Raw genomic sequence first — 19,635 nt, 5'->3', positions numbered from 1 at the left:
TCAATGCCTCCTTCCCGGTTCATTAATCTTCAGTTCGACCTTTTCGGCGCTGTAAAGTCTTTCTTTGCTTAAATACAAATCAAGATACTTTGAAACAAGACGGTTTGCCAGTGGTGAATAATGACCGGCGGGCTGGAAAAAATCATCCATATATTTCCCTTTACCATATCGTAAAAAAGCATCCATGAGGTCGACGTATAAATAGTCATTTGCATTAAAATAATCAATCATGGGTTCATAAATTTTTGTCTTCTCTCTGGTAAAGCGAACAAGATCATATCTATTGGGAAAAATTAAAAAAACGGGAAGTGAATGATTAGCCAGAGCTTTATCATTGAATTTTGACAGAATCTTGCTCATCACCTTAAAAGCTTCAGAGCTTTCGTTGTAATAACCATTGGTAACAAACTTTTCCTGCAAAAATTCATAGTCAATAATCTTCAACAGTCGAAGAGAAGGGAGAAAATCAAAGGTTCCCTTTTTATATTTGGTCTGATAAAAAAAATCATTAGTTCCCAACCTGGGAAGAACTTCTTCGGGAGACTCCAGCAGGCTCCTCAATTCCTCAACTTGCTGAAAGGGATTTTCAAGCAGTTCCAGTTCAGAATTTTTAAGAATAAATCGCGGCTTTGTAAGAGGAGCATTGGTTAAAGGCATATAAAAGGGCCTGAAAACGCTAACACTGCGGGCAATATTTTCACCAATAAAACCGACAAAGATTATATGCGATTTAAACCTTACCCCTTCATTCATATATCGAAGAAAGGCCTGATCAAGACCATAGGCCCCCATTCCAAAGTTTAAGACCTCAAGGCGTGGATTAATTTTTTCCAACTGCCACTGCCATGTATCTCTGTCGCTGATTTCATCACCAAAGGTAAAGGAATCTCCAAACGTAGAAATTCTCAGGACTCCTTCTGGAGGATTATCATCATACGCTTTAAAGGACCGGATCCCACGGGAATTAATATTGATTTTTTCCGAGTGAAAATTTCTTTTCATTTGCCAGCCCAGAAGAGGACTAAACTCGACAGAAACTGTACTGTTATCAATATGTTTTTTTACTAACGCCCCCTGGCCGTCTGACAAAGAAGTAATATTTAAAGGCTCGTAATCGATATTTCTTGTTTTTTTTAATAGAGAGAGGGAGAGAAAGGCAAGCGCTTCAATAGAAACATAAGTCAAAAGCAGAAGTATTAACCAGAAAATTTTTTGTTTCATTTATTTATTAATTTGATAAAGGTTATAGCTATAAACAGCTTAAAATCCATATTAATTGATTTTTTTACATTTAACCACCCCTATCATTAAGGGGAATATTTTTGAGCCGGAAATCGTGATCCAAAGCAGCATGTCCCGTTAGGAAATTGCACTGACCTGTCATTTCGAATGGGCTCGAACAAAGTGACAAGCGCCCTTGGGTGAAAGGGGAAATCCTTTAGATCTCTCACTTCATTCGAGACAAGGATTTCTCCCTGTGCCTCTCAGAGACCTCCGGACAGAGTTCTCCGATCAGAGTTCTCCGAGTCAAAATGACAATTCTTTTGCGTCATTCCAGGCAGAAATAGCTGATGCAAATTTCTAACCGGACAACACTGAATCCAAGAGCCCTTTCCGGGTTTAAATATTACACTCTATAGCAGGGTCTCATTTTTTTTGTAAAAAAAACAGGGGCTTGCAAAAAATTCACAAGCCCCTGTTAATTAAAGAATGTTGGCGCGCCCGCAGGGACTCGAACCCCAAACCTATTGCTTAGAAGGCAATTGCTCTATCCAGTTGAGCTACAGGCGCTTATTGGTATAAATCAGAAATGATAAAGAAATGGTCGGGGCGAGAGGATTTGAACCTCCGGCCCCCTGCTCCCAAGGCAGGTGCGCTACCAGGCTGCGCTACGCCCCGACATAATCAAGAGAAGGAAGATAACACAAAGTCGTTTTTTTTTCAACAGATTATTGATCTGAAAGATGATATTATGTGAGAGAATCAAGAAAGGCAGGGAGCCGTTTTTTCAGTTCAGCAACGGCCCTCCCCCTGTGGCTTATTTGGTTTTTCACATCCGGTGAAAGCTCAGCCATGGTGCAACGGTAATCTTCAACGTAAAAAAGTGGATCATAACCGAAACCACCATTCCCGGAAGGAACATCCCTGATAAGGCCTTCACACTTTCCATGTGCCGTCATGCTCTTTCCCGACGGCCCGGCAACAGCCATGCAACAGATAAATGCAGCGCTCCGCTTATCACCGGACACTCCTTTTAAGTCTTCAATCAGTTTCCTGTTGTTCGCCTCATCTCCGGCGCCAAGGCCTGCATACCTGGCCGAGTAGACACCCGGTCTTCCGTCAAGAGCGTCAACGGCAAGTCCCGAATCATCAGCCATGGCGATATGCCCCGTAATCTTCGCCACCTCTCTCGCCTTGATGAGAGCATTTTCCTCAAAGGTTTCACCCGATTCCTCAATATGCCCCACCTCAGGAAAATCGGTCATGGGAAGAATATTAATATCAAGATCAGCAAGGAGCCTCTCAAGTTCCCTTACCTTTCCTTTATTTTTCGTAGCGAGAATAATATCCATTTAGTTTCTTGTTTTATTGTTTTTTTCGACCCAAGAGAGAAATCCTTGTCTCACATGCCCGCAAAATGACAAATTTTTAAGTTTTTATCAAAGCAAAACTATATCAGCCTTCAAGAACCTTCTTCTGTATTTCCGTTAACGCTTTAATCCCCTGTGCCGCCAAATCGGTCATCATGTCCATCTCTTCCCTGCCAAAAGGCGCCTCTTCGGCAGTCCCCTGGACTTCTACATATTTGCCGGAACCGGTCATAACAAAGTTCATATCCACTTCGGCAGAAGAATCTTCTTCATAATTGAGATCAAGGCAGGCTTCACCATGAACAACACCGACGCTGATTGCCGCCAGCGAATCGGTAAGGGGAACAGCGTCAATGAGGCCTTCGTTCTTCAGTTTACGGAAAGCTTCATATAAAGCAACGTAAGAACCGGTAATAGAAGCCGTCCTCGTTCCCCCATCAGCCTGTATGACATCACAATCGATCCACACCGTCCTTTCACCAAGCTTCTCCATGTCGGTAACAGACCTTAATGCCCTGCCGATGAGCCGCTGTATTTCATGGGTTCTGCCGCCTACCTTGCCCCTTGAAGCTTCGCGCTGGCTCCTGGAATGAGTCGAACGGGGCAACATGGAATACTCAGCCGTTACCCAGCCTACACCTTTGTTCCTTAAAAAGGGAGGAACCCCTTCATCTACCGTTGCCGTACAAATAACTTTTGTATCTCCCACTTCAATAAGGACGGACCCTTCAGGGTGCTTGAGATAACCCCTGGTTATCTTAACATCCCTCATCTCATCTCTTTTCCTGCCATCTGATCTCATGAAACAAACCTCACTAAAAATTTTGTGGCATATTAAACAATACGTCCCCTAAAGTCAAACCCTAAGCCGGATTAATCACAGGGTTTCGCAGCAAAACCATTTTCAAGCTAAAGCTTGTAAAAAAATCAGAACTTTAGGATTTTATCTTGTTTCTGCGTCCCTCTTTTGCTATGCTTTGGTGCTGTAAATAAAGCCAAAATCCCCTCTAAAATTGATGCCCCTTGCCTTGCTGTCAAGAATCTCCCTTCTAATAATTATTCTCTTATCCTCTGCAGCGGATGTCTATGCAGAATATGGGGACAAGAAAATAGTCCGGAACATTAGTATCGTTGGAGACCGGAGAACAAAAAAAAGCACCATTTTCAAAGAACTCACCTTTAGTAAAGGCGATGCCATTTATTCTGAAGATCTTGAAAAAAACCGCCAGCAACTGATGAATATGGACCTTTTTTCTGAAGTTTCCGTCGAGGAGATAGGTATTGAACTGATCGGCGCCATTGACGTGAGGATTACGGTAAATGAAAAATGGTCCTACCTTCCCCTCCCCATTTTTTCAAGAAGCAGTGATGCCGATACCCGGGCAGGCTTCAGCTATGAAGATTTCAACCTATGGGGACAGGGACATTATCTGAAACTTAAATGGGTTAAAAGCTGGATTGATGACTTCGATGAATATGTCGGTGAAAATTATTCATTACAGCTTTCAACTCATGAGTTAACGACTAATAACATTGTCTTATCTACAAGGTTTCAAAAAAAAGAGTACCTTGAACGAACTTATCTTGAGGGAAAGGAAATATCCCGTTATAGAAAAAACTCCTCCTTTTACAGTCTCGACGGCAGCAGACAGATTAAGAATTTCTACTTAGGAATGAGTTACACGGCAAGCAGGGACAATTACGGTTATATGGGTGGCATAGTACAGGACTATGAAAACCTTGACATAAAGTCTGCCAGTCTATACTGGGGCTATAATATTATTAACAACCTGGGCCATTATACTTACGAAGGCTTCCTCTTCCAGATGTCCATAGGCAGGTCAAACAAGCAATTAGGTTCAGACATTAATTCAACGAGATATGATCTCAATTTCAAGCACTTTATCCACCTTGGCAAGAGAAAGAATCTGGCTTACAGATTTAAGGCTTCAAAAGTTAAAGGAGGGGGGAATGAAGAAATCTACGCTCATACAGGGGGCTCTACAGCCATCAGGGGGTATGAAAGCGGTGAGTTTAAAGGTGACAGGATGTTTCAGGCCAATACGGAATACCGCTTTCCCATAACGGAAAACTACTGGGGGGGTGTTCTCTTTATCGATGGTGGCTATGCATGGCCAGGGGGAGATGAATTAAGCGCAAAAGACCTCAAATGGGGCGCCGGGTTGGGATTCAGGCTGCTTGTAAGGCAGCTTGTCAAAGGAGTAGGCCGTATTGACTTTGCCTATAACTTTGACCGCCATGAAACAAAAGGGTATATGGGAGTAAGGCACACTTTCTAAAACTCACAATGGAAAAATATTTAGCATATAATATTCGGAGAAAAACTTTAACTAATGGATAAAAAATTAAAAAAAATACTTCCTCTCGTTTCTAAACCGGGCAGGTATGCCGGAGAAGAGGTTAATTCTATAAAGAAGGACCTTGACAAGGTTTCACTCAAAGTGGCCCTTGCCTTTCCCGATCTATACGAAATAGGAATTTCAAACCTGGGACTGCAGATTCTTTACCATGTTCTCAACTCTCTCGACCATATTGCCGCCGAAAGAGTCTATGCACCGTGGGATGATATGGAAAAGCTCCTTAGAGAAAATGAACTGCCCCTTACATCACTGGAATCGGCGCTTCCTCTTTCAACTTTTAATATTATCGGCTTTTCGCTTCAGCACGAGCTTTGCTACACAAACCTTTTAAATATTCTCGACCTTGGTGGCATTTCTCTCAGATCATCTGAACGAAATAAAGAGGATCCCCTTATAATTGCAGGTGGGCCATCAGCTTTTAACCCTGAACCGCTATCGGAATTTGTAGACGCCTTCCTTATCGGTGACGGTGAAGAAGGGGTAAAGGATATCTGCAAGGCCTATCTCAAATGGAAAGAGGCGGGTAAAACACGCAAAGAACTTCTGGAGTCACTGTCACAAATAAAAGGGGTCTATGTTCCGTCACTCTTTCAGGTGAGCTATAATGAGTCGGGACCGATAAAAAAAATCACCCCTCTTAAAGAAGGCTATAAGAGGGTTGAAAGAAGAGTTCTTATAGATATTGAAGAGGCCCCCTACCCTACAGGCTTTATCATCCCCAATGTGAAACCCGTCCATGACCGTGTCCCACTGGAAGTAGCCAGGGGATGCAGCCGTTTCTGCCATTTCTGTCAGGCAGGATATATTTATCTTCCTGTAAGAGAGAGATCACCTGAAAAAATCAGGAGCATGGGAGAAAAGGCGCTTGCTGAAACGGGTAATGATGAAGCGGCCCTCCTTTCGCTAAGTACCGGCGATTATTCATGCCTGGAGACTCTGCTGCCCGACCTGGCAAAAAGGTATAGCGAAAAAAATGTCAATCTCTCCTTTCCGTCACTTCGGGTGGATACGATAACACCTGCCATAATGAATGAAATGAAGAAGATGAGAGCAAAGAGCTTCACCATTGCCCCTGAAGCGGGAAGCCAGAGAATGAGAGATCTCATCAATAAAGGCGTTACCGAGGAACAGGTCCTGCAAACAGCAAGAAAGATGTCAGGCGCCGGATGCCAGTCAGTCAAACTTTACTACATGATCGGCCTTCCAACGGAAACCCTTGATGATTTAAATGAAATTCTGAGGCTCTCCCGGGAGGTCCTTAAAGAAGGAAGAAAGGCGGGCAGCATGAGAAAAGTGACAGTCAATCTATCCACATTTGTCCCCAAATCACATACGCCTTTCCAGTGGGTAAGACAAAATTCAACCGATGAAATCATGGAAAAACTCGACTATATGAAAAAGAACTTAAAGGACAAAAACATTTCCCTCAAGTGGAATGATCCTTTTATGACCCTCCTGGAAGGCATCTTCTCCAGGGGTGACAGGCGAACGGGAAAAACCATAATGAAGGCTTTTGAAAAAGGCTGCCGTTTTGACAGTTGGGGAGACAGGCTAAGGCCTGAAAACTGGAAAGAAGCCATTAAAGAATCAGGTATTGAAGTGAGCAACTACCTGGAAAGCAAGGCCCTTGATGACATCCTGCCGTGGGACTTGATCGATCCCGGTGTCACTAAAAAGTTCCTCATCGACGAACTGAACAGATCTTATGAGGGAGAACTGACGGAGGATTGCAGGTATGGCAGGTGCTCCGTCTGCGGTGTCTGCGACCACAAGATACTTAAGATAAGAACCTTCAAGGAGGCAACGCTCCCGGCGCAGCCTGTAAAGAAAAGCTCAACAAGCAGCCCCCTGAAAACAAAGTTCAGAGTACGTTATACAAAGCGCGGCCCTGCCCGGTTTATGGGCCATACGGACATGATTCAGGTGCTTATCAGAACTTTAAGACGAGCCGGTATACCGATTCTCTACTCGGAAGGATTTCGTCCTTCACCAAAGATCTCTTTCGGATCTCCCATTCCCTTCGCCACAGAGAGCCTGGCCGAATACTTTGATATAGAAGTGGCCGGAAACATGACAGCCGGCTATTTTCTCGACAAGATTGCGGCTCATGCGCCGGGCTATTGCAAAATGATGGATGCCTTTGTAATCTATAGTGGAGAGAAATCAATTACAAACGCAACAGAAAGCGAAGTTTATGTCATAACTCCCGGCGAAAAGGGGTCTTCCCTTCAAAAGATAAGGGAGGCCATCCACAATTTTGAATCAGCGGACAAATGGCCTTTTATAAAGAAAACGAAAAAGGGTGAAAAAGAGATCGACCTGAAAAAGGAAGTCAGGGGGATTCATATCGATAAAGAAGGCAAGGTAGAAATTGAAGTCATCGCAACAGGGGGAAGAAAGGTAAAAGCGGAAGATGCGCTTGCAAATCTCCTCGCTCTGACAGATAATGAAAAAATCGAACTGGAAATCATAAAAACGGATACCCGCTTTATCGCTCACAGGGAAGAAGCAAGGGCAGCAAAAGGATAACAAATGGGTAAAAAACTGATCATAAACAAAACGAGGCATGAGACGAGAGTGGCCCTTCTCGAAAACGATGTCCTTGTAGAATTTTATGTAGAGCGAGGCAACGACGCTTCGCTGCTTGGAAACATTTATAAGGGAAGGGTAAACAGGGTACTGCCGGGTATGCAGGCGGCCTTTGTCGATATCGGCCTTGACAGGGCCGCCTTCCTCTACGTTGCCGACGTTCAGGATGATACGAGGGTCTATGAAATGCTTATGGGGCTACCTGAGAATGAAGCAAATAACGCCTCAAAAGGCCCTGCGCTCATAGAAGCGTCCATCGAAGATCTCCTGACGGAAGGGCAGGAGATAATGGTCCAGATTACAAAAGAACCGATAGGAACAAAAGGGGCCAGGGTAAGTTCTCACATTTCCCTTCCCGGCAGATATCTTGTCTATATGCCCGAAGCCGATCACATCGGCATATCGAGAAAGATAGAAGATGAAGCGGAGCGGGAGAGATTAAAAAATATCATTAGCGGATCGAGACCTGAAAAAGGGGGCTTTATCATCAGAACGGCAAGTTCAGGTGTAGAAGAAGGTGAAATGATCGCTGATATGAAGTTTCTTATGAAAATATGGGAAAAGATAAAAGAAAAAGGGGAAAAAACCCGTCCCGTTTCACTTATTCACCAGGATATTGTCATAACCCTGCGTGTTATCAGGGATATTCTCTCCACCGATATTGATGAAATCCTTATCGATTCAAAAAGTGAATATGAAAAGATTATCTCTTTCATGGAAAACCTTATGCTGGATATGAAGGGAAGAGTCAGCTTTTATAATGAAGATGAACCGATCTTCGATTACCACGGCATCGAAATGGTTATTGATGATATGCTTCATGAAAAGGTCTGGCTCAAATCGGGCGGCTATATCATCATTGAAACAACAGAAGCCCTGACAGCCATAGACGTCAATACGGGGAGATATACGGGAAAGAAAAACCTGGAAGATACCATTCTAAAAACCAACCTGGAAGCGGCCAGAGAAATTGCCTATCAGTTCAGACTGAGAAATATTGGCGGAATTATTATTATTGATTTCATCGACATGATTCGCCTGGAAGACAGGGACAAGGTCTACCAGTCCATGGTGGAAGCCTTGAAGAAAGACAGGGCCATCACACGGGTTTCAGAAATATCTGAACTGGGACTTCTTGAAATGACGAGAAAAAGAATCAGAAACAACATTGTAAAAATGCTCTGCAAACCCTGTGAGTACTGTGAAGGGCGGGGCTACCTCAAATCGAAAGAGAGCATATCTTTCGATATAATGAGAAATATAATGAAAGAGGCCCTTTCTTTCAAGGGGAGCAAACTCTTCGTGCAGGTCCATCCTGAAATATCAGACCTTCTCCTCGATGACCTTTCAACAGATATTAGTGACATAGAAAAGAGATATGACGTATCAGTAACAATTAAGCCGGACCCTTCGCTTCACCTGGAAGATTGGCATATCCACTGAACAGTTAAAATGGAAAATGTTGACTTATTGAAAAAGCAGGAAGAACCCGGCAGAGCAAATAGCAGGCTCCCCTACCCTTCGAGACCGACAGTGAGCGAAGTAAACCTCGCTGCCCTCAGGAACAATTGCAAAATCATCAGAAAGAGGACAGGGAACAAGTGCAAGCTCATGGCCATCGTAAAGGCCGATGCCTACGGACATGGCGCAGTCCCTGTTTCCCGGGCTCTGGAAAAGGAAGGCGTCGACTTTCTCGGTGTCGCAATCCTTGAAGAGGCAGTAGAGCTTCGAAATGGCGGCATAAAGGCTCCCATACTGATTTTAGGGGGGCTTATGGAAGGCCAGGAAGGAGCCATCTTCGACTTTGATCTTACACCGGTCATCTTTACCCTTGACTCTGCAAGCCGCATTAATGAAGAAGCCTTGAGACGAAACAAAACGGCCAATGTACATGTCAAGATCGACACGGGCATGGGACGCCTCGGTATAAACGGGAGGGAGGTAAACTCTTTTTTTTCCGCCCTTAAAACAATGAAAGGATTATCCCTGGAAGGCGCGGCAACACACTTCTCAACAGCTGACTGCCGGCCCGGCTCACCAGAGGCATCATTTACCCTTGATCAGATTGATAAATTTAAAAAAGCCCTTGCTCAGGCAGAGTCTCTTGGTTTTCATATTAAATTAAGACATGCCTCGAACAGCGCCGCCATTTTTAATTATGATGAGGCATTCTTTAATATGGTCAGGCCGGGCATCATGCTCTACGGCGCCTATCCCTCACCAGACCTTGCTAAAGTAGAAGGATTAAGAGGAGTTATGTCCTTCAGGACAGGCATCACGGAAATCCGTGAGATTGATAAGGGATCAAGCGTCAGTTACGGCAGGACCTTTATTGCCGAGAGAAAAAGCAGAATTGCCGTCGTCCCTGTGGGCTATGCAGACGGCTACAGGCGTGAACTCTCCAACAGGGGAGAGGTCCTGGTAAGGGGCAAAAGGGCAAAGATTGCCGGAAGGGTCTGCATGGATATGACCATGATTGATGTGACCGATATTGAAGGCGTCAACTTGGGAGATACAGTTTATCTCTTCGGTGGTGAGGGAAGTAATGCCATTTCAGTCGATGAAGTTGCAGAAATTACCGGTACCATACCCTACGAGATCCTCTGCGGCATCAGCCAGCGGGTACCGAGAGTCTATATTGAGGGAGAAGATTAGGGGGCATTATTTATTTTTGACACTTGCCCTGGCCCGGTGTACCTTTTCTATAGAGAGCTTCAGCTGCCCCTATTTCCATATAAATACAGCCATTATGAAAAAAAAAGGTTTCCTCATATTGCTGCAATTCCTGCTCTTTCTTATTCTTTCTGATGCTTCCGCCATTGAAAGAAGAAAAGAACAGTTCCTTTTGGAACAATCCTACCTCATCTTTCCCCTCCCCTACAGCCTGGAAGGCATAGGCAAGGGCATTGTCGTCACTGCTCTCGCCGGAAACGTTGCTGAAACGAATGTGGACGCCTATTTTCTTGGAATAACAGGCGCCGCACGGGGAAGCATGGTTAGTATCGGCGATATTCATCTCTTACCCAAATTATTCATTCTTGAGGTCCAGAAAATGGATATTGGCAGGGTCACTGTCAACAACTATGAAAAACGTGGAATGGATACCAAAAAGGATGACTATACCATTATGGAACTGGACAAGGTTGAAAATAATTATGCAAAACTGACGCTCAGCCTCCTTGAAAGAAGACTCGAATTTTTTGGCGCTTATGAAAGAGAACTTGTCCGTGTTATCAAAGTCCATGACAATGACGGTGAAATCATTTCCAATATGGAGAATGATCCCTACAAAGGGGACTCGAAAAAAACATCGATGGGAATAATTCTTGATTACACTGACGACAGGCAAGATCCGAGAAAGGGCCTGAGGCTTGAATTGACACGAAGCGAATCACCGCGGCAAAAGAGGGTTGACGCCGATTATTACGTTATCGACCGGAGCCTGAGCCTCTATTATCCCCTGGCCGGTCAGGGAACACTGGCGCTCAACTATTTTGCCTCCGACGCCAGGGTAAGGGGCAAGGGCGATACAGACCCATCAAAGATCAGGAATGAACTGGGCATGAATTGCGCCCCCAGCGACGTGGAGTGTCTTAAAGCAGAGCAGGAACTGGTGGATATGTTCATCGCCCAGAGAAGCAACGGTACGGCAACAGCGCTGGGCGGTGAAAACCGGCTCCGCGCTTATTCGAGGCAGAGGTATAACGGCGCACATTCACTCTACTATGCAGCGGAAGTCAGGTGGAATTTCTCACAAGCCGTCAGGCCCTTTAACTTCTGGATATGGAAAGACATAGCCACGGGAATCCAGATGGCCCTCTTTCACGAATGGGGCACCGTAGCCGAGCACAGAAGCGATCTCGGCGATATATGGCGCACCTCCTATGGTGTGGGTTTCAGGCTTGTCTCCGCATCAGGTTACGTCTACCGGGCCGATCTGGCTGCCGGCAGGGAAGGGAGCACCGTAACGGTTATTTTTGAGTATCCCTGGTAAGGAATCATCATCATTTAATTGCTGGAAATATTTCATTTATTCCGCCCTTCCTGATTTTGTCAACAGCCCGCCAACAACTGTTTTTTATGAATAGAGTCCGATTCCGGAGCTTGTCATCAGGCAATTTCAAACAAACATATAGTTGCACTTCATGACTTCACTTTGCTATCATATAGTGAATAGAGTGATTTTAAAAAACCGGGGACTTCTATGAAGCGAATATTGATTGATACCAATGTTTATGTTGCATTTAAACGTAATGACTCACTTGTTTTAGATGTTTTACAACATGCCGAATACATAGGTTTAAGCATGGTTGTTTTCGGTGAGTTATTGTGCGGATTCAAGGGAGGGAAAAGAGAACTCAAAAACAAGGAGGAACTGGACCAATTTCTGGATTCCCCCCGTGTTAATCTGCTCCAACTTGATGAAGAAACAGCGGAATATTATTCAAAAATATATTGGGATCTGAAAAATAAGGGGAAACCGATACCATCCAATGATATATGGATAGCCGCAAATGCAATGAAACAGGGTCTGGCCGTTTTTACCTTTGATAATCACTTTAGTTATATTGACGGATTAATGCTTCACGACATGAGTTTAAGGAGGAAACAGTTATGAGTGTTATGACAATTCGGGGCATTGATGAAGAAACAGCAAAAGCCTTAAAGGAAAAGGCAAAAAAAGAAGGTATGAGCCTGAATGCAATCGTTCTTAAAACCATCAGGGCGTCACTTGGTTTCGAAAAGCCGAAACGAAGAAAAAGCTATGACGACCTGGATTATCTGGCAGGTACATGGTGCGATGAAGATAGCGCTGAATTCAATAAAAATATTGCTGAAACAGAAAAAATAGATGAAGAAATGTGGAAGTAGTTTCTCTTCGTAATTTTTTGGTAATACTCAATGTTCTGTTTACATCTTTTATTCATCATTTCCAAAAACTTAAAATTTGTCATTTGCCTTTTCCTCTAACTTCGGGAAAGAACAAAAATATTAGACAAAATCAAATCCCTCGCATCTCTTTACATCCTTCCCTTTTTTCTGCTATCTTACCAAGTTCTACAAATTAATCCGGGGTAAATTTTGATCAGTAAAAATATCATTGTAAAAAGTGCCAAAGAGCACAATCTCAAGAATATTGACGTTGAAATTCCGAGAGATAAGCTTGTCGTCATTACAGGCCTTTCAGGCTCGGGCAAATCATCACTTGCCTTCGATACCATCTATGCCGAAGGACAAAGACGTTATGTGGAATCACTTTCCGCTTATGCCAGACAATTCCTGGAGCAGATGGAAAAGCCTGACGTTGAGTCTATTGAGGGCCTTTCTCCGGCCATCTCCATCGAGCAAAAAACAACATCAAAAAATCCCCGTTCCACCGTTGGAACAGTTACTGAAATTTACGACTACCTGAGGCTTCTCTATGCCAGAGTCGGCCACCCCCATTGTTATGCCTGCAGCAAGGAGATTGTGTCGCAAACCATTTCACAGATGGTAGATAAAGTAATGGAACTGCCTGAAAAGACAAAAATCATGGTTATGGCGCCCGTAGTAAGGGGCAGAAAGGGCGAGTACAGGAAAGAGTTTGAAACCTTCAGAAAAGAAGGTTTTGTGAGAGTAAGGGTCGATGGCGAATTGAAAGATCTGGCAGAAGAAATCACTCTGGACAAGAAAAAAAAGCATGATGTCGAAGTTGTCATCGACAGACTGGTCATAAAGAATGATATCAAAACACGGCTCGCCGATTCTATCGAAACAGCCTTAAAACTGGCTGAAGGACTTGTTCTCATCAATGAGGTTGACGGCGAAAGCCACATGTTCAGCGAAAGGTTTTCCTGCATCGACTGCGGCATCAGCTATCCCGAAATTACACCGCGCATGTTTTCATTTAACAACCCCTACGGCGCCTGCCCTTCCTGTGACGGCCTCGGCACAAGGCGCTTCTTCGACCCGGAGCTTATCGTTCCTGATGACACCGTCTCCATAAGGGAGGGCGCCATTGTCCCCTGGGAGAAAAAGAGTTCCCTTTATTATCACCAGATGCTGGAAGCGCTATCCAATCATTATGACTTTGATATTTATACGCCCTTTAAGAAACTGCCCGAAAAAATCAGGAATGTTCTTTTTTACGGATCGGGAAAAGAGGAAATCGACTTTTTCTATGAAAAGGATGACAGACGCTATTTCTACAAGCGGCCTTTCGAAGGGATTATAGAAAATATCTCAAGGCGCTACCGTGAAACGGAATCTGAATCCGCCCGGGAAGAAATAGAACGTTTCATGAACATTCAACTCTGTCAGGACTGCAATGGCGCAAGGCTTAAAAAAGAGAGTTTGAGTATTACGGTAAATGGAAACAAGATCAATGAAATCACAAAAATGTCTATTAAGGACGCCCGGTATTTCTTTGAAAAACTGGAGCTTACTGAAAAAGAAAGAGAAATCGGACGGAGAATTTTAAAGGAAATCAGGGACCGCCTTACTTTCCTCGTCAATGTGGGGCTTGATTACCTTACTCTTGACAGAACCTCCGCCACCCTCTCGGGAGGAGAAGGCCAGAGGATACGCCTGGCCACACAAATCGGCTCTTCACTGGTAGGCGTTCTTTATATTCTCGATGAACCTTCCATCGGACTGCACCAGAAAGACAATTCAAGGCTCATTGAGACGCTCAAGAGGCTGAGAGATATTGGAAATACAGTGCTTGTTGTAGAACATGACGAAGAGACCATCCTCGAATCGGACTATGTTCTCGACATGGGTCCGGGGGCAGGTGTCAATGGCGGGGAAATCGTAGCCATTGGCACGCCTGGCCAGATCATGAAGTCAAAAAAATCCCTTACCGGAAAATACCTGTCGAGAGAACTCGTTATCCCTGTGCCAAAAAAACGGAGAAAAGGAAGCGGAGCCTCTATCACCATAAAAGGCGCTTCGGGACACAACCTTAAAAATATTTCCGTCTCCTTCCCTCTCGGCAAGATTACCTGCGTCACCGGTGTATCCGGTTCGGGTAAATCAACTCTTGTCATCGATACACTCTATAAAACTGTCGCCCAGAGGCTCTACCGGTCCAGGGAAAAAGCAGAAGCAGCAAAATCTATCGGAGGTCTGGAACATATTGATAAGGTAATCGATATTGACCAGTCCCCCATAGGAAGAACACCACGTTCCAATCCTGCCACCTATACAGGCCTCTTTACGCCCATCAGGGAGCTTTTTGCCCAGTTGCCGGACGCGCGGGCAAGAGGATACAAGCCGGGGCGTTTCTCTTTCAATGTAAAAGGAGGCCGCTGCGAGGCCTGTGCCGGTGACGGGATCATCAAGATCGAAATGCACTTCCTCCCTGACGTTTATGTCCAGTGCGAGGTATGTAAGGGACACCGCTACAACCGGGAGACACTGGAAATAAAATACAAGGGAAAAAGTATTTCAGACATCCTTGAAATGACTGTAACGGAAGGCATTGTGTTTTTCCGCAACATACCATCCATCTACAACAAATTACAGACACTGCACGATGTGGGGCTCGGCTATATCCAGCTTGGGCAGGCGGCTACAACCCTTTCCGGCGGTGAAGCCCAGAGGATAAAACTTTCCAAAGAGCTATCCAAAAGAAGCACCGGCAAGACGCTTTACATACTCGATGAACCTACAACAGGGCTCCACTTTGCCGACATACAAAACCTTCTTGATGTGCTCAATCGCCTTGCCGACGCCGGCAATTCCATTATTATTATCGAGCATAATCTGGACGTGATCAAAACCTCCGACCATATTATAGATCTCGGTCCCGACGGGGGAGACAAGGGAGGAGAGATAATATTCCAGGGTGCGCCCGAGGAGATTGCTCAATGCTCAAGATCTTATACGGGAAGCTATGTAAAGGCTGTTCTGTCCCGGATTTCTCACGAGGTCTCCTAGCAAAGCAATTCAAAAGGAGGGACAAGACTCTTTTCCTGGCCGGAACAGCAAGGGCGTGGCAATTTGCTCGTTCCAGCAGCCCAAGCGAGTAAAAACCCTTTTCCGCCTGCCATTAGCTTACGGAAGCAGACATATTGCAAGGACCCCGTCTAAAGTAGAAATTGATCCGGTTTATCAAGCCTTTACAAAACTAATTATTCTTGACATGAAGTTTCTTAAGCGATATCTTTTATCATTGGATGTAGAATCTTCACTTTTTTATCTCTTTTAATCCTGTCAAAGGAGGTTGTCTTGGCAATCATTGATCGTTATATAGAACCTCTAAAAAAACCGGGAGCCCAGGCCATCACTCTCAGGTCCGGAGCAGGTGTGGAACTGATGATAAGCGGCGCCTCAAAAGCCCTGAGCAGCGCTCCGCTGGCAGGAAGCCAGATCATATCGGTTCTCTCGGAAATACTTCCCGCAGGTTTTCAAAATGAAGTCGAAGGTTCAGCAAAGGATTTTTCCTACGACAGCCCCATGGGTCAGGTCAAAATTACGGTAATTACCAAAGGTGATAACGTAAGCGCCAGGATTATGCCGGCAGGGACCGGGCAGGCAGCAGCGGGAGGAGCACCACCGGCAGACCAGTCCCAAACTCAACAGCAAAAACCGAATATTGCTATAGGCGCTCCCCAGAAAATAGACAAACTCTTTAACAAAATGCTTGACAAAGGAGCATCAGATCTGCATCTGAAGTCGGGCCTCAGACCCATGATCAGGCAAGATGGCGACATGGCCTTCCTTGAAGATACAAGTGAACTCTCACACGATGACCTTTGGGCTCTCCTAAAGCCCATCATGCCCCAGCGAAATATAGCTGAGTTTGAGGAAACAAAGGATACGGACTTCTCTTACCAGGTGGGTACGAGGGCCAGGATGCGCTCTAACATGTTCATGGATCTGGCAGGCGTTGGCGCCGTCTTCAGACAAATTCCGGCAGAAATACTGACTGTTGAACAACTTAACATTCCTCAGGCTGCCGTTAATTTCTGTGACCACTCAAAGGGACTTGTCCTCGTTACAGGACCAACGGGTTCGGGAAAATCAACAACCCTGGCAGCCCTTATCGACCACATTAACACCAAAAAAAGTGATCATATCATCACTATCGAAGACCCTGTCGAATTCGTTCATCCCCACAAAAAATGCCTCATTAACCAGAGAGAAGTAGGGACAACAACCATGTCCTTCAAAAATGCCCTTAGAGCGGCGCTGAGAGAAGACCCAGACATCGTCCTTCTCGGTGAGCTTAGGGACCTTGAAACAACTGAAATTGCCATTGAGACGGCAGAAACAGGCCACCTTGTTTTCGGAACACTCCATACCAATACGGCGGCCTCGACAGTCGACAGAATGATCGATCAGTTTCCCGCCGACCGCCAGAGTCAGATCAGGGCCATGCTTTCTGAATCACTTATCGGCGTTATTTCCCAAACCCTGTGCAAAAAAATAGGAGGCGGCCGTGTTGCCGTGCTGGAGATCCTCGTCGTCAACAGCGCTGTGTCCAACCTCATAAGGGAAGGAAAAACTTTCCAGATCCCGTCCATCATGCAAACGGCAAAAAATGTAGGAATGCAAACAATGAACGATGTTCTTATTGACTTTGTAAAACAAAAAAAGGTAGCCCCTGAAGAAGCTTACTTAAAAGCAATAGACAAGAAATCCTTAGCCGATGGCATGGCCAAGGCAGGCATCAAATTCAAACCGACCTGATCTCTTAATTTTAAAGTAAAAAGTTACCTTACACCCTGATCATTCTTTTTAACAGAGGGAATAATGGATGATTTAAGCGTTCAAAAAGACAAAGCAACCGTTACAGCCATCCTTCCGGACAAAACAAAGCTGAAGGGAGAGGTTTTCCTTGCCTCTTATTCAGAGAGTCATTATGGACACCAGAAGGTCGCTGATATTCTGGAAGGAGAAAAGGTCTTTATTCCTCTCTCTCTAAAGGACGAAGGAAGGGTGGAATTTTTAAACAAGGACCAGATCGTAATCATGGAGGGTGAACTTTCAACACCGGAAGATGAAGAAAAACTTTCTATGGGCCTTTACCATATTGAAAAGGTAAAAATAAGCTTTGCCAATAGCGAAAATTTTGAGGGCGCCATGATTTCAGAAGTCCCAAAAGAGAGATCAAGGCTTTCAGACTGTCTCAACCTGGAGGGCAAATTCATCAGCATGATAAAAAACGGAAGGTATTTTTATCTCAATAAAAACATGATAAGCAGGGTGGAAAGCCTTAAGGAAAGCACTCCTGCTCAGGGAGACCAGCCTGAAGAAAAGAGTAATGAACCGGGTATTCCTGATAACGCATTTATTGATTAAATAAAGCGATCAGCTTTATTCATAAGCTATTTTAGAGAGTAAGACTATCTCTCATAATTATTGAAAAAAAATATGTGGAGGATTTTTATGTTTGTAAAAAAAGCTATACTTGCAGTAATTATTTCACTCATAGCGCTAATGCCCTTATCGGCAACGGCTGCTGAACTCACGACACCGGGACTGTACGCCATCTTTGAAACATCGATGGGGAATATTACGGTAATACTTTTCGAGAAGGAGGCTCCCAAAACGGTAGCCAACTTTGTTGAGCTTGCAGAAGGTAAAAAGGAGTGGCGTGATCCAAAAACGGGCAAAATGACAAAGAGGCCTCTTTACAATGGAACCATTTTCCACAGAGTCATCCCCAAGTTTATGATCCAGGGGGGAGACCCGGCAGGAAACGGGACAGGAGGCCCGGGATATAATTTTGAAGATGAGTTTACACCAAAGCTCAGACATAATGCGCCGGGGAAACTCTCCATGGCAAATAGAGGACCAAACACAAACGGCAGCCAGTTTTTTATTACAGAAGTGCCCACACCTCACCTCGACGGCCGTCATACCATATTCGGACAGGTTCTCGATGGTCTTGATCTTGTTAAAGAAATAGCAAGAGTAAAAAGAAATCGCAGGGACAAACCAATTGAAGATGTAGTCCTCAAAAAGGTTATTATAAAGAGGGTGGAGAAGCCTAAAAAGAGCGGAAATTAATTGACATTTAACCTCTTTTTAACTAACATATCTAATCTTTGAACCTGAGGTGAAAAGAGTGGGAAATACAGAGAAAAACCTGCAGGCAGCATTAGCCAAGTTAAGCGAGCTTTCCAAAAGAGGCATTGGAAAAGCAAAGGATTCTATTACCCAATCTTCGCATATTGTCAAGCTAAAGCTCGATATCACATCCCTGCAAAGAGAAAGGAAAAGACTCCTCGCAGATCTGGGTGAAGAAGTCTTTAATTCGGTCAAGGAAAAGAAGTTAAAGTCCAGGCTCTTCGACGAGAGTATTGCTAATATCGATAGTATTATTGGTAAAATTGAAGAGAAAAACAAAGAGCTTGAAGCGGTAGGCGAAGAGACTCCTGTAGAAGAAACAGTCGAAGACAAGGCTGAGAAAACTGAGCAAAAAGAAGACGCTGATGAAGCTAAAACAGAAAAAGCTTCTACAGAAAAGAAAGAGGAATCTGAGAAATAATTTAACGGGGCTGTAGCTCAGTTGGGAGAGCGCTTGAATGGCATTCAAGAGGTCGGCGGTTCGACCCCGCTCAGCTCCACCAAAATATAGAAAAGGGACTGCCAAAGTGCAGTCCCTTTTTTTATAACGGGATGGTTATGCCCTATTACGTATATCTATTAAAAAGCCTGAAAACCGGCACCTCATATGTCGGTCATACAAACGATTTGTCCCGTAGAATAGTAGAACATAATAGCGGTAAAAACAAATATACGAAAAACAAAGCACCCTGGGAATTGATCTACCATGAAGAGTTTCAAACCCGCAGTGATGCAATGCGAAGAGAAAAATTTTATAAATCTGTAGAAGGAAGGTTGGAACTAAAAAAGAAAGGCTTTTTATAAACAAGCAGAGAGAACGGTCGCATCGACAGGTCGGCGGTTCGACCCCGCTCAGCTCCACCAAAATATAGAAAAGGGACTGCCAAAGTGCAGTCCTTTTTTTATAACGGGATGGTTATGCCCTATTACGTATATCTATTAAAAAGCCTGAAAACCGGCACCTCATATGTCGGTCATACAAACGATTTGTCCCGTAGAATAGTAGAACATAATAG

The 19,635-nt window shown here is 44.4% G+C and carries 17 protein-coding genes and 3 tRNA genes; 15 read left to right on the top strand and 5 right to left on the bottom strand.

Annotated elements, in window-relative coordinates; translation table 11 throughout:
• From OEV42_14405 to rph, 5 genes are all read right to left on the bottom strand, one after another.
• The gene (locus OEV42_14405; protein MDH3975465.1) at positions 1-1,221 is read right to left on the bottom strand and encodes an SGNH/GDSL hydrolase family protein; all 1,221 of its coding nucleotides are present in this window, start codon (positions 1,219-1,221) and stop codon (positions 1-3) included.
• A gap of 493 nt (positions 1,222-1,714) precedes the next feature.
• A tRNA-Arg gene (locus tag OEV42_14400) sits at positions 1,715-1,791 on the bottom strand.
• A 31-nt stretch (positions 1,792-1,822) separates the two neighbouring features.
• Positions 1,823-1,899 (bottom strand) — tRNA-Pro (locus tag OEV42_14395).
• 71 nt (positions 1,900-1,970) lie between these two features.
• Positions 1,971-2,573, bottom strand: a complete 603-nt coding sequence (locus OEV42_14390; protein ID MDH3975464.1) for an XTP/dITP diphosphatase — start codon at positions 2,571-2,573, stop codon at positions 1,971-1,973.
• 103 nt (positions 2,574-2,676) lie between these two features.
• Positions 2,677-3,393 (bottom strand): ribonuclease PH, encoded by a 717-nt coding sequence (rph, locus tag OEV42_14385; protein MDH3975463.1) that lies wholly within the window; start codon positions 3,391-3,393, stop codon positions 2,677-2,679.
• A 226-nt stretch (positions 3,394-3,619) separates the two neighbouring features.
• On the opposite strand from rph, the gene OEV42_14380 reads away from it, so the two are divergent.
• The 15 genes from OEV42_14380 to OEV42_14310 form a co-directional block, all read left to right on the top strand.
• The gene (locus OEV42_14380; GenBank protein ID MDH3975462.1) at positions 3,620-4,891 is read left to right on the top strand and encodes a BamA/TamA family outer membrane protein; all 1,272 of its coding nucleotides are present in this window, start codon (positions 3,620-3,622) and stop codon (positions 4,889-4,891) included.
• Positions 4,892-4,945: 54 nt separating this feature from the next.
• Entirely contained in the window at positions 4,946-7,501 is a 2,556-nt protein-coding gene (locus OEV42_14375) for a TIGR03960 family B12-binding radical SAM protein (GenBank protein ID MDH3975461.1), read from the top strand.
• A gap of 3 nt (positions 7,502-7,504) precedes the next feature.
• Positions 7,505-9,004 carry an Rne/Rng family ribonuclease gene (locus tag OEV42_14370; protein MDH3975460.1) on the top strand — a complete coding sequence of 500 codons (1,500 nt, stop codon included), beginning with the start codon at positions 7,505-7,507 and terminating at the stop codon, positions 9,002-9,004.
• Between the two features lie 9 nt (positions 9,005-9,013).
• Entirely contained in the window at positions 9,014-10,216 is a 1,203-nt protein-coding gene (gene alr / locus OEV42_14365; GenBank protein MDH3975459.1) for an alanine racemase, read from the top strand.
• Between the two features lie 94 nt (positions 10,217-10,310).
• Positions 10,311-11,555 carry a hypothetical protein gene (locus tag OEV42_14360; protein MDH3975458.1) on the top strand — a complete coding sequence of 415 codons (1,245 nt, stop codon included), beginning with the start codon at positions 10,311-10,313 and terminating at the stop codon, positions 11,553-11,555.
• Positions 11,556-11,765: 210 nt separating this feature from the next.
• The gene (locus tag OEV42_14355; protein MDH3975457.1) at positions 11,766-12,179 is read left to right on the top strand and encodes a type II toxin-antitoxin system VapC family toxin; all 414 of its coding nucleotides are present in this window, start codon (positions 11,766-11,768) and stop codon (positions 12,177-12,179) included.
• The gene (locus OEV42_14350; GenBank protein ID MDH3975456.1) at positions 12,176-12,433 is read left to right on the top strand and encodes an antitoxin; all 258 of its coding nucleotides are present in this window, start codon (positions 12,176-12,178) and stop codon (positions 12,431-12,433) included. The genes OEV42_14355 and OEV42_14350 overlap by 4 nt, the downstream gene beginning before the upstream one ends.
• Before the next feature lie 210 nt (positions 12,434-12,643).
• The gene (gene uvrA, locus OEV42_14345; protein ID MDH3975455.1) at positions 12,644-15,481 is read left to right on the top strand and encodes an excinuclease ABC subunit UvrA; all 2,838 of its coding nucleotides are present in this window, start codon (positions 12,644-12,646) and stop codon (positions 15,479-15,481) included.
• A 681-nt stretch (positions 15,482-16,162) separates the two neighbouring features.
• The gene (locus OEV42_14340; protein MDH3975454.1) at positions 16,163-17,236 is read left to right on the top strand and encodes a type IV pilus twitching motility protein PilT; all 1,074 of its coding nucleotides are present in this window, start codon (positions 16,163-16,165) and stop codon (positions 17,234-17,236) included.
• A 63-nt stretch (positions 17,237-17,299) separates the two neighbouring features.
• Positions 17,300-17,848 (top strand): hypothetical protein, encoded by a 549-nt coding sequence (locus OEV42_14335; protein ID MDH3975453.1) that lies wholly within the window; start codon positions 17,300-17,302, stop codon positions 17,846-17,848.
• A 138-nt stretch (positions 17,849-17,986) separates the two neighbouring features.
• Positions 17,987-18,559, top strand: a complete 573-nt coding sequence (locus OEV42_14330; GenBank protein MDH3975452.1) for a peptidylprolyl isomerase — start codon at positions 17,987-17,989, stop codon at positions 18,557-18,559.
• Positions 18,560-18,617: 58 nt separating this feature from the next.
• Positions 18,618-19,040: a hypothetical protein gene (locus OEV42_14325; protein MDH3975451.1), complete on the top strand. Its 423-nt coding sequence runs from the start codon at positions 18,618-18,620 to the stop codon at positions 19,038-19,040.
• A 6-nt stretch (positions 19,041-19,046) separates the two neighbouring features.
• Positions 19,047-19,122, top strand: a tRNA-Ala gene (locus tag OEV42_14320).
• A 55-nt stretch (positions 19,123-19,177) separates the two neighbouring features.
• Entirely contained in the window at positions 19,178-19,423 is a 246-nt protein-coding gene (locus tag OEV42_14315; GenBank protein ID MDH3975450.1) for a GIY-YIG nuclease family protein, read from the top strand.
• 114 nt (positions 19,424-19,537) lie between these two features.
• Positions 19,538-19,635, top strand: a 98-nt coding sequence (locus OEV42_14310) for a GIY-YIG nuclease family protein (protein MDH3975449.1), incomplete at its 3' end; no start/stop codon positions are given.

This window comes from Deltaproteobacteria bacterium, assembly GCA_029860075.1.
Classification (GTDB): domain Bacteria; phylum Desulfobacterota; class JADFVX01; order JADFVX01; family JADFVX01; genus JAOUBX01.
This window is presented reverse-complemented; position numbering and strand designations above follow the sequence as displayed.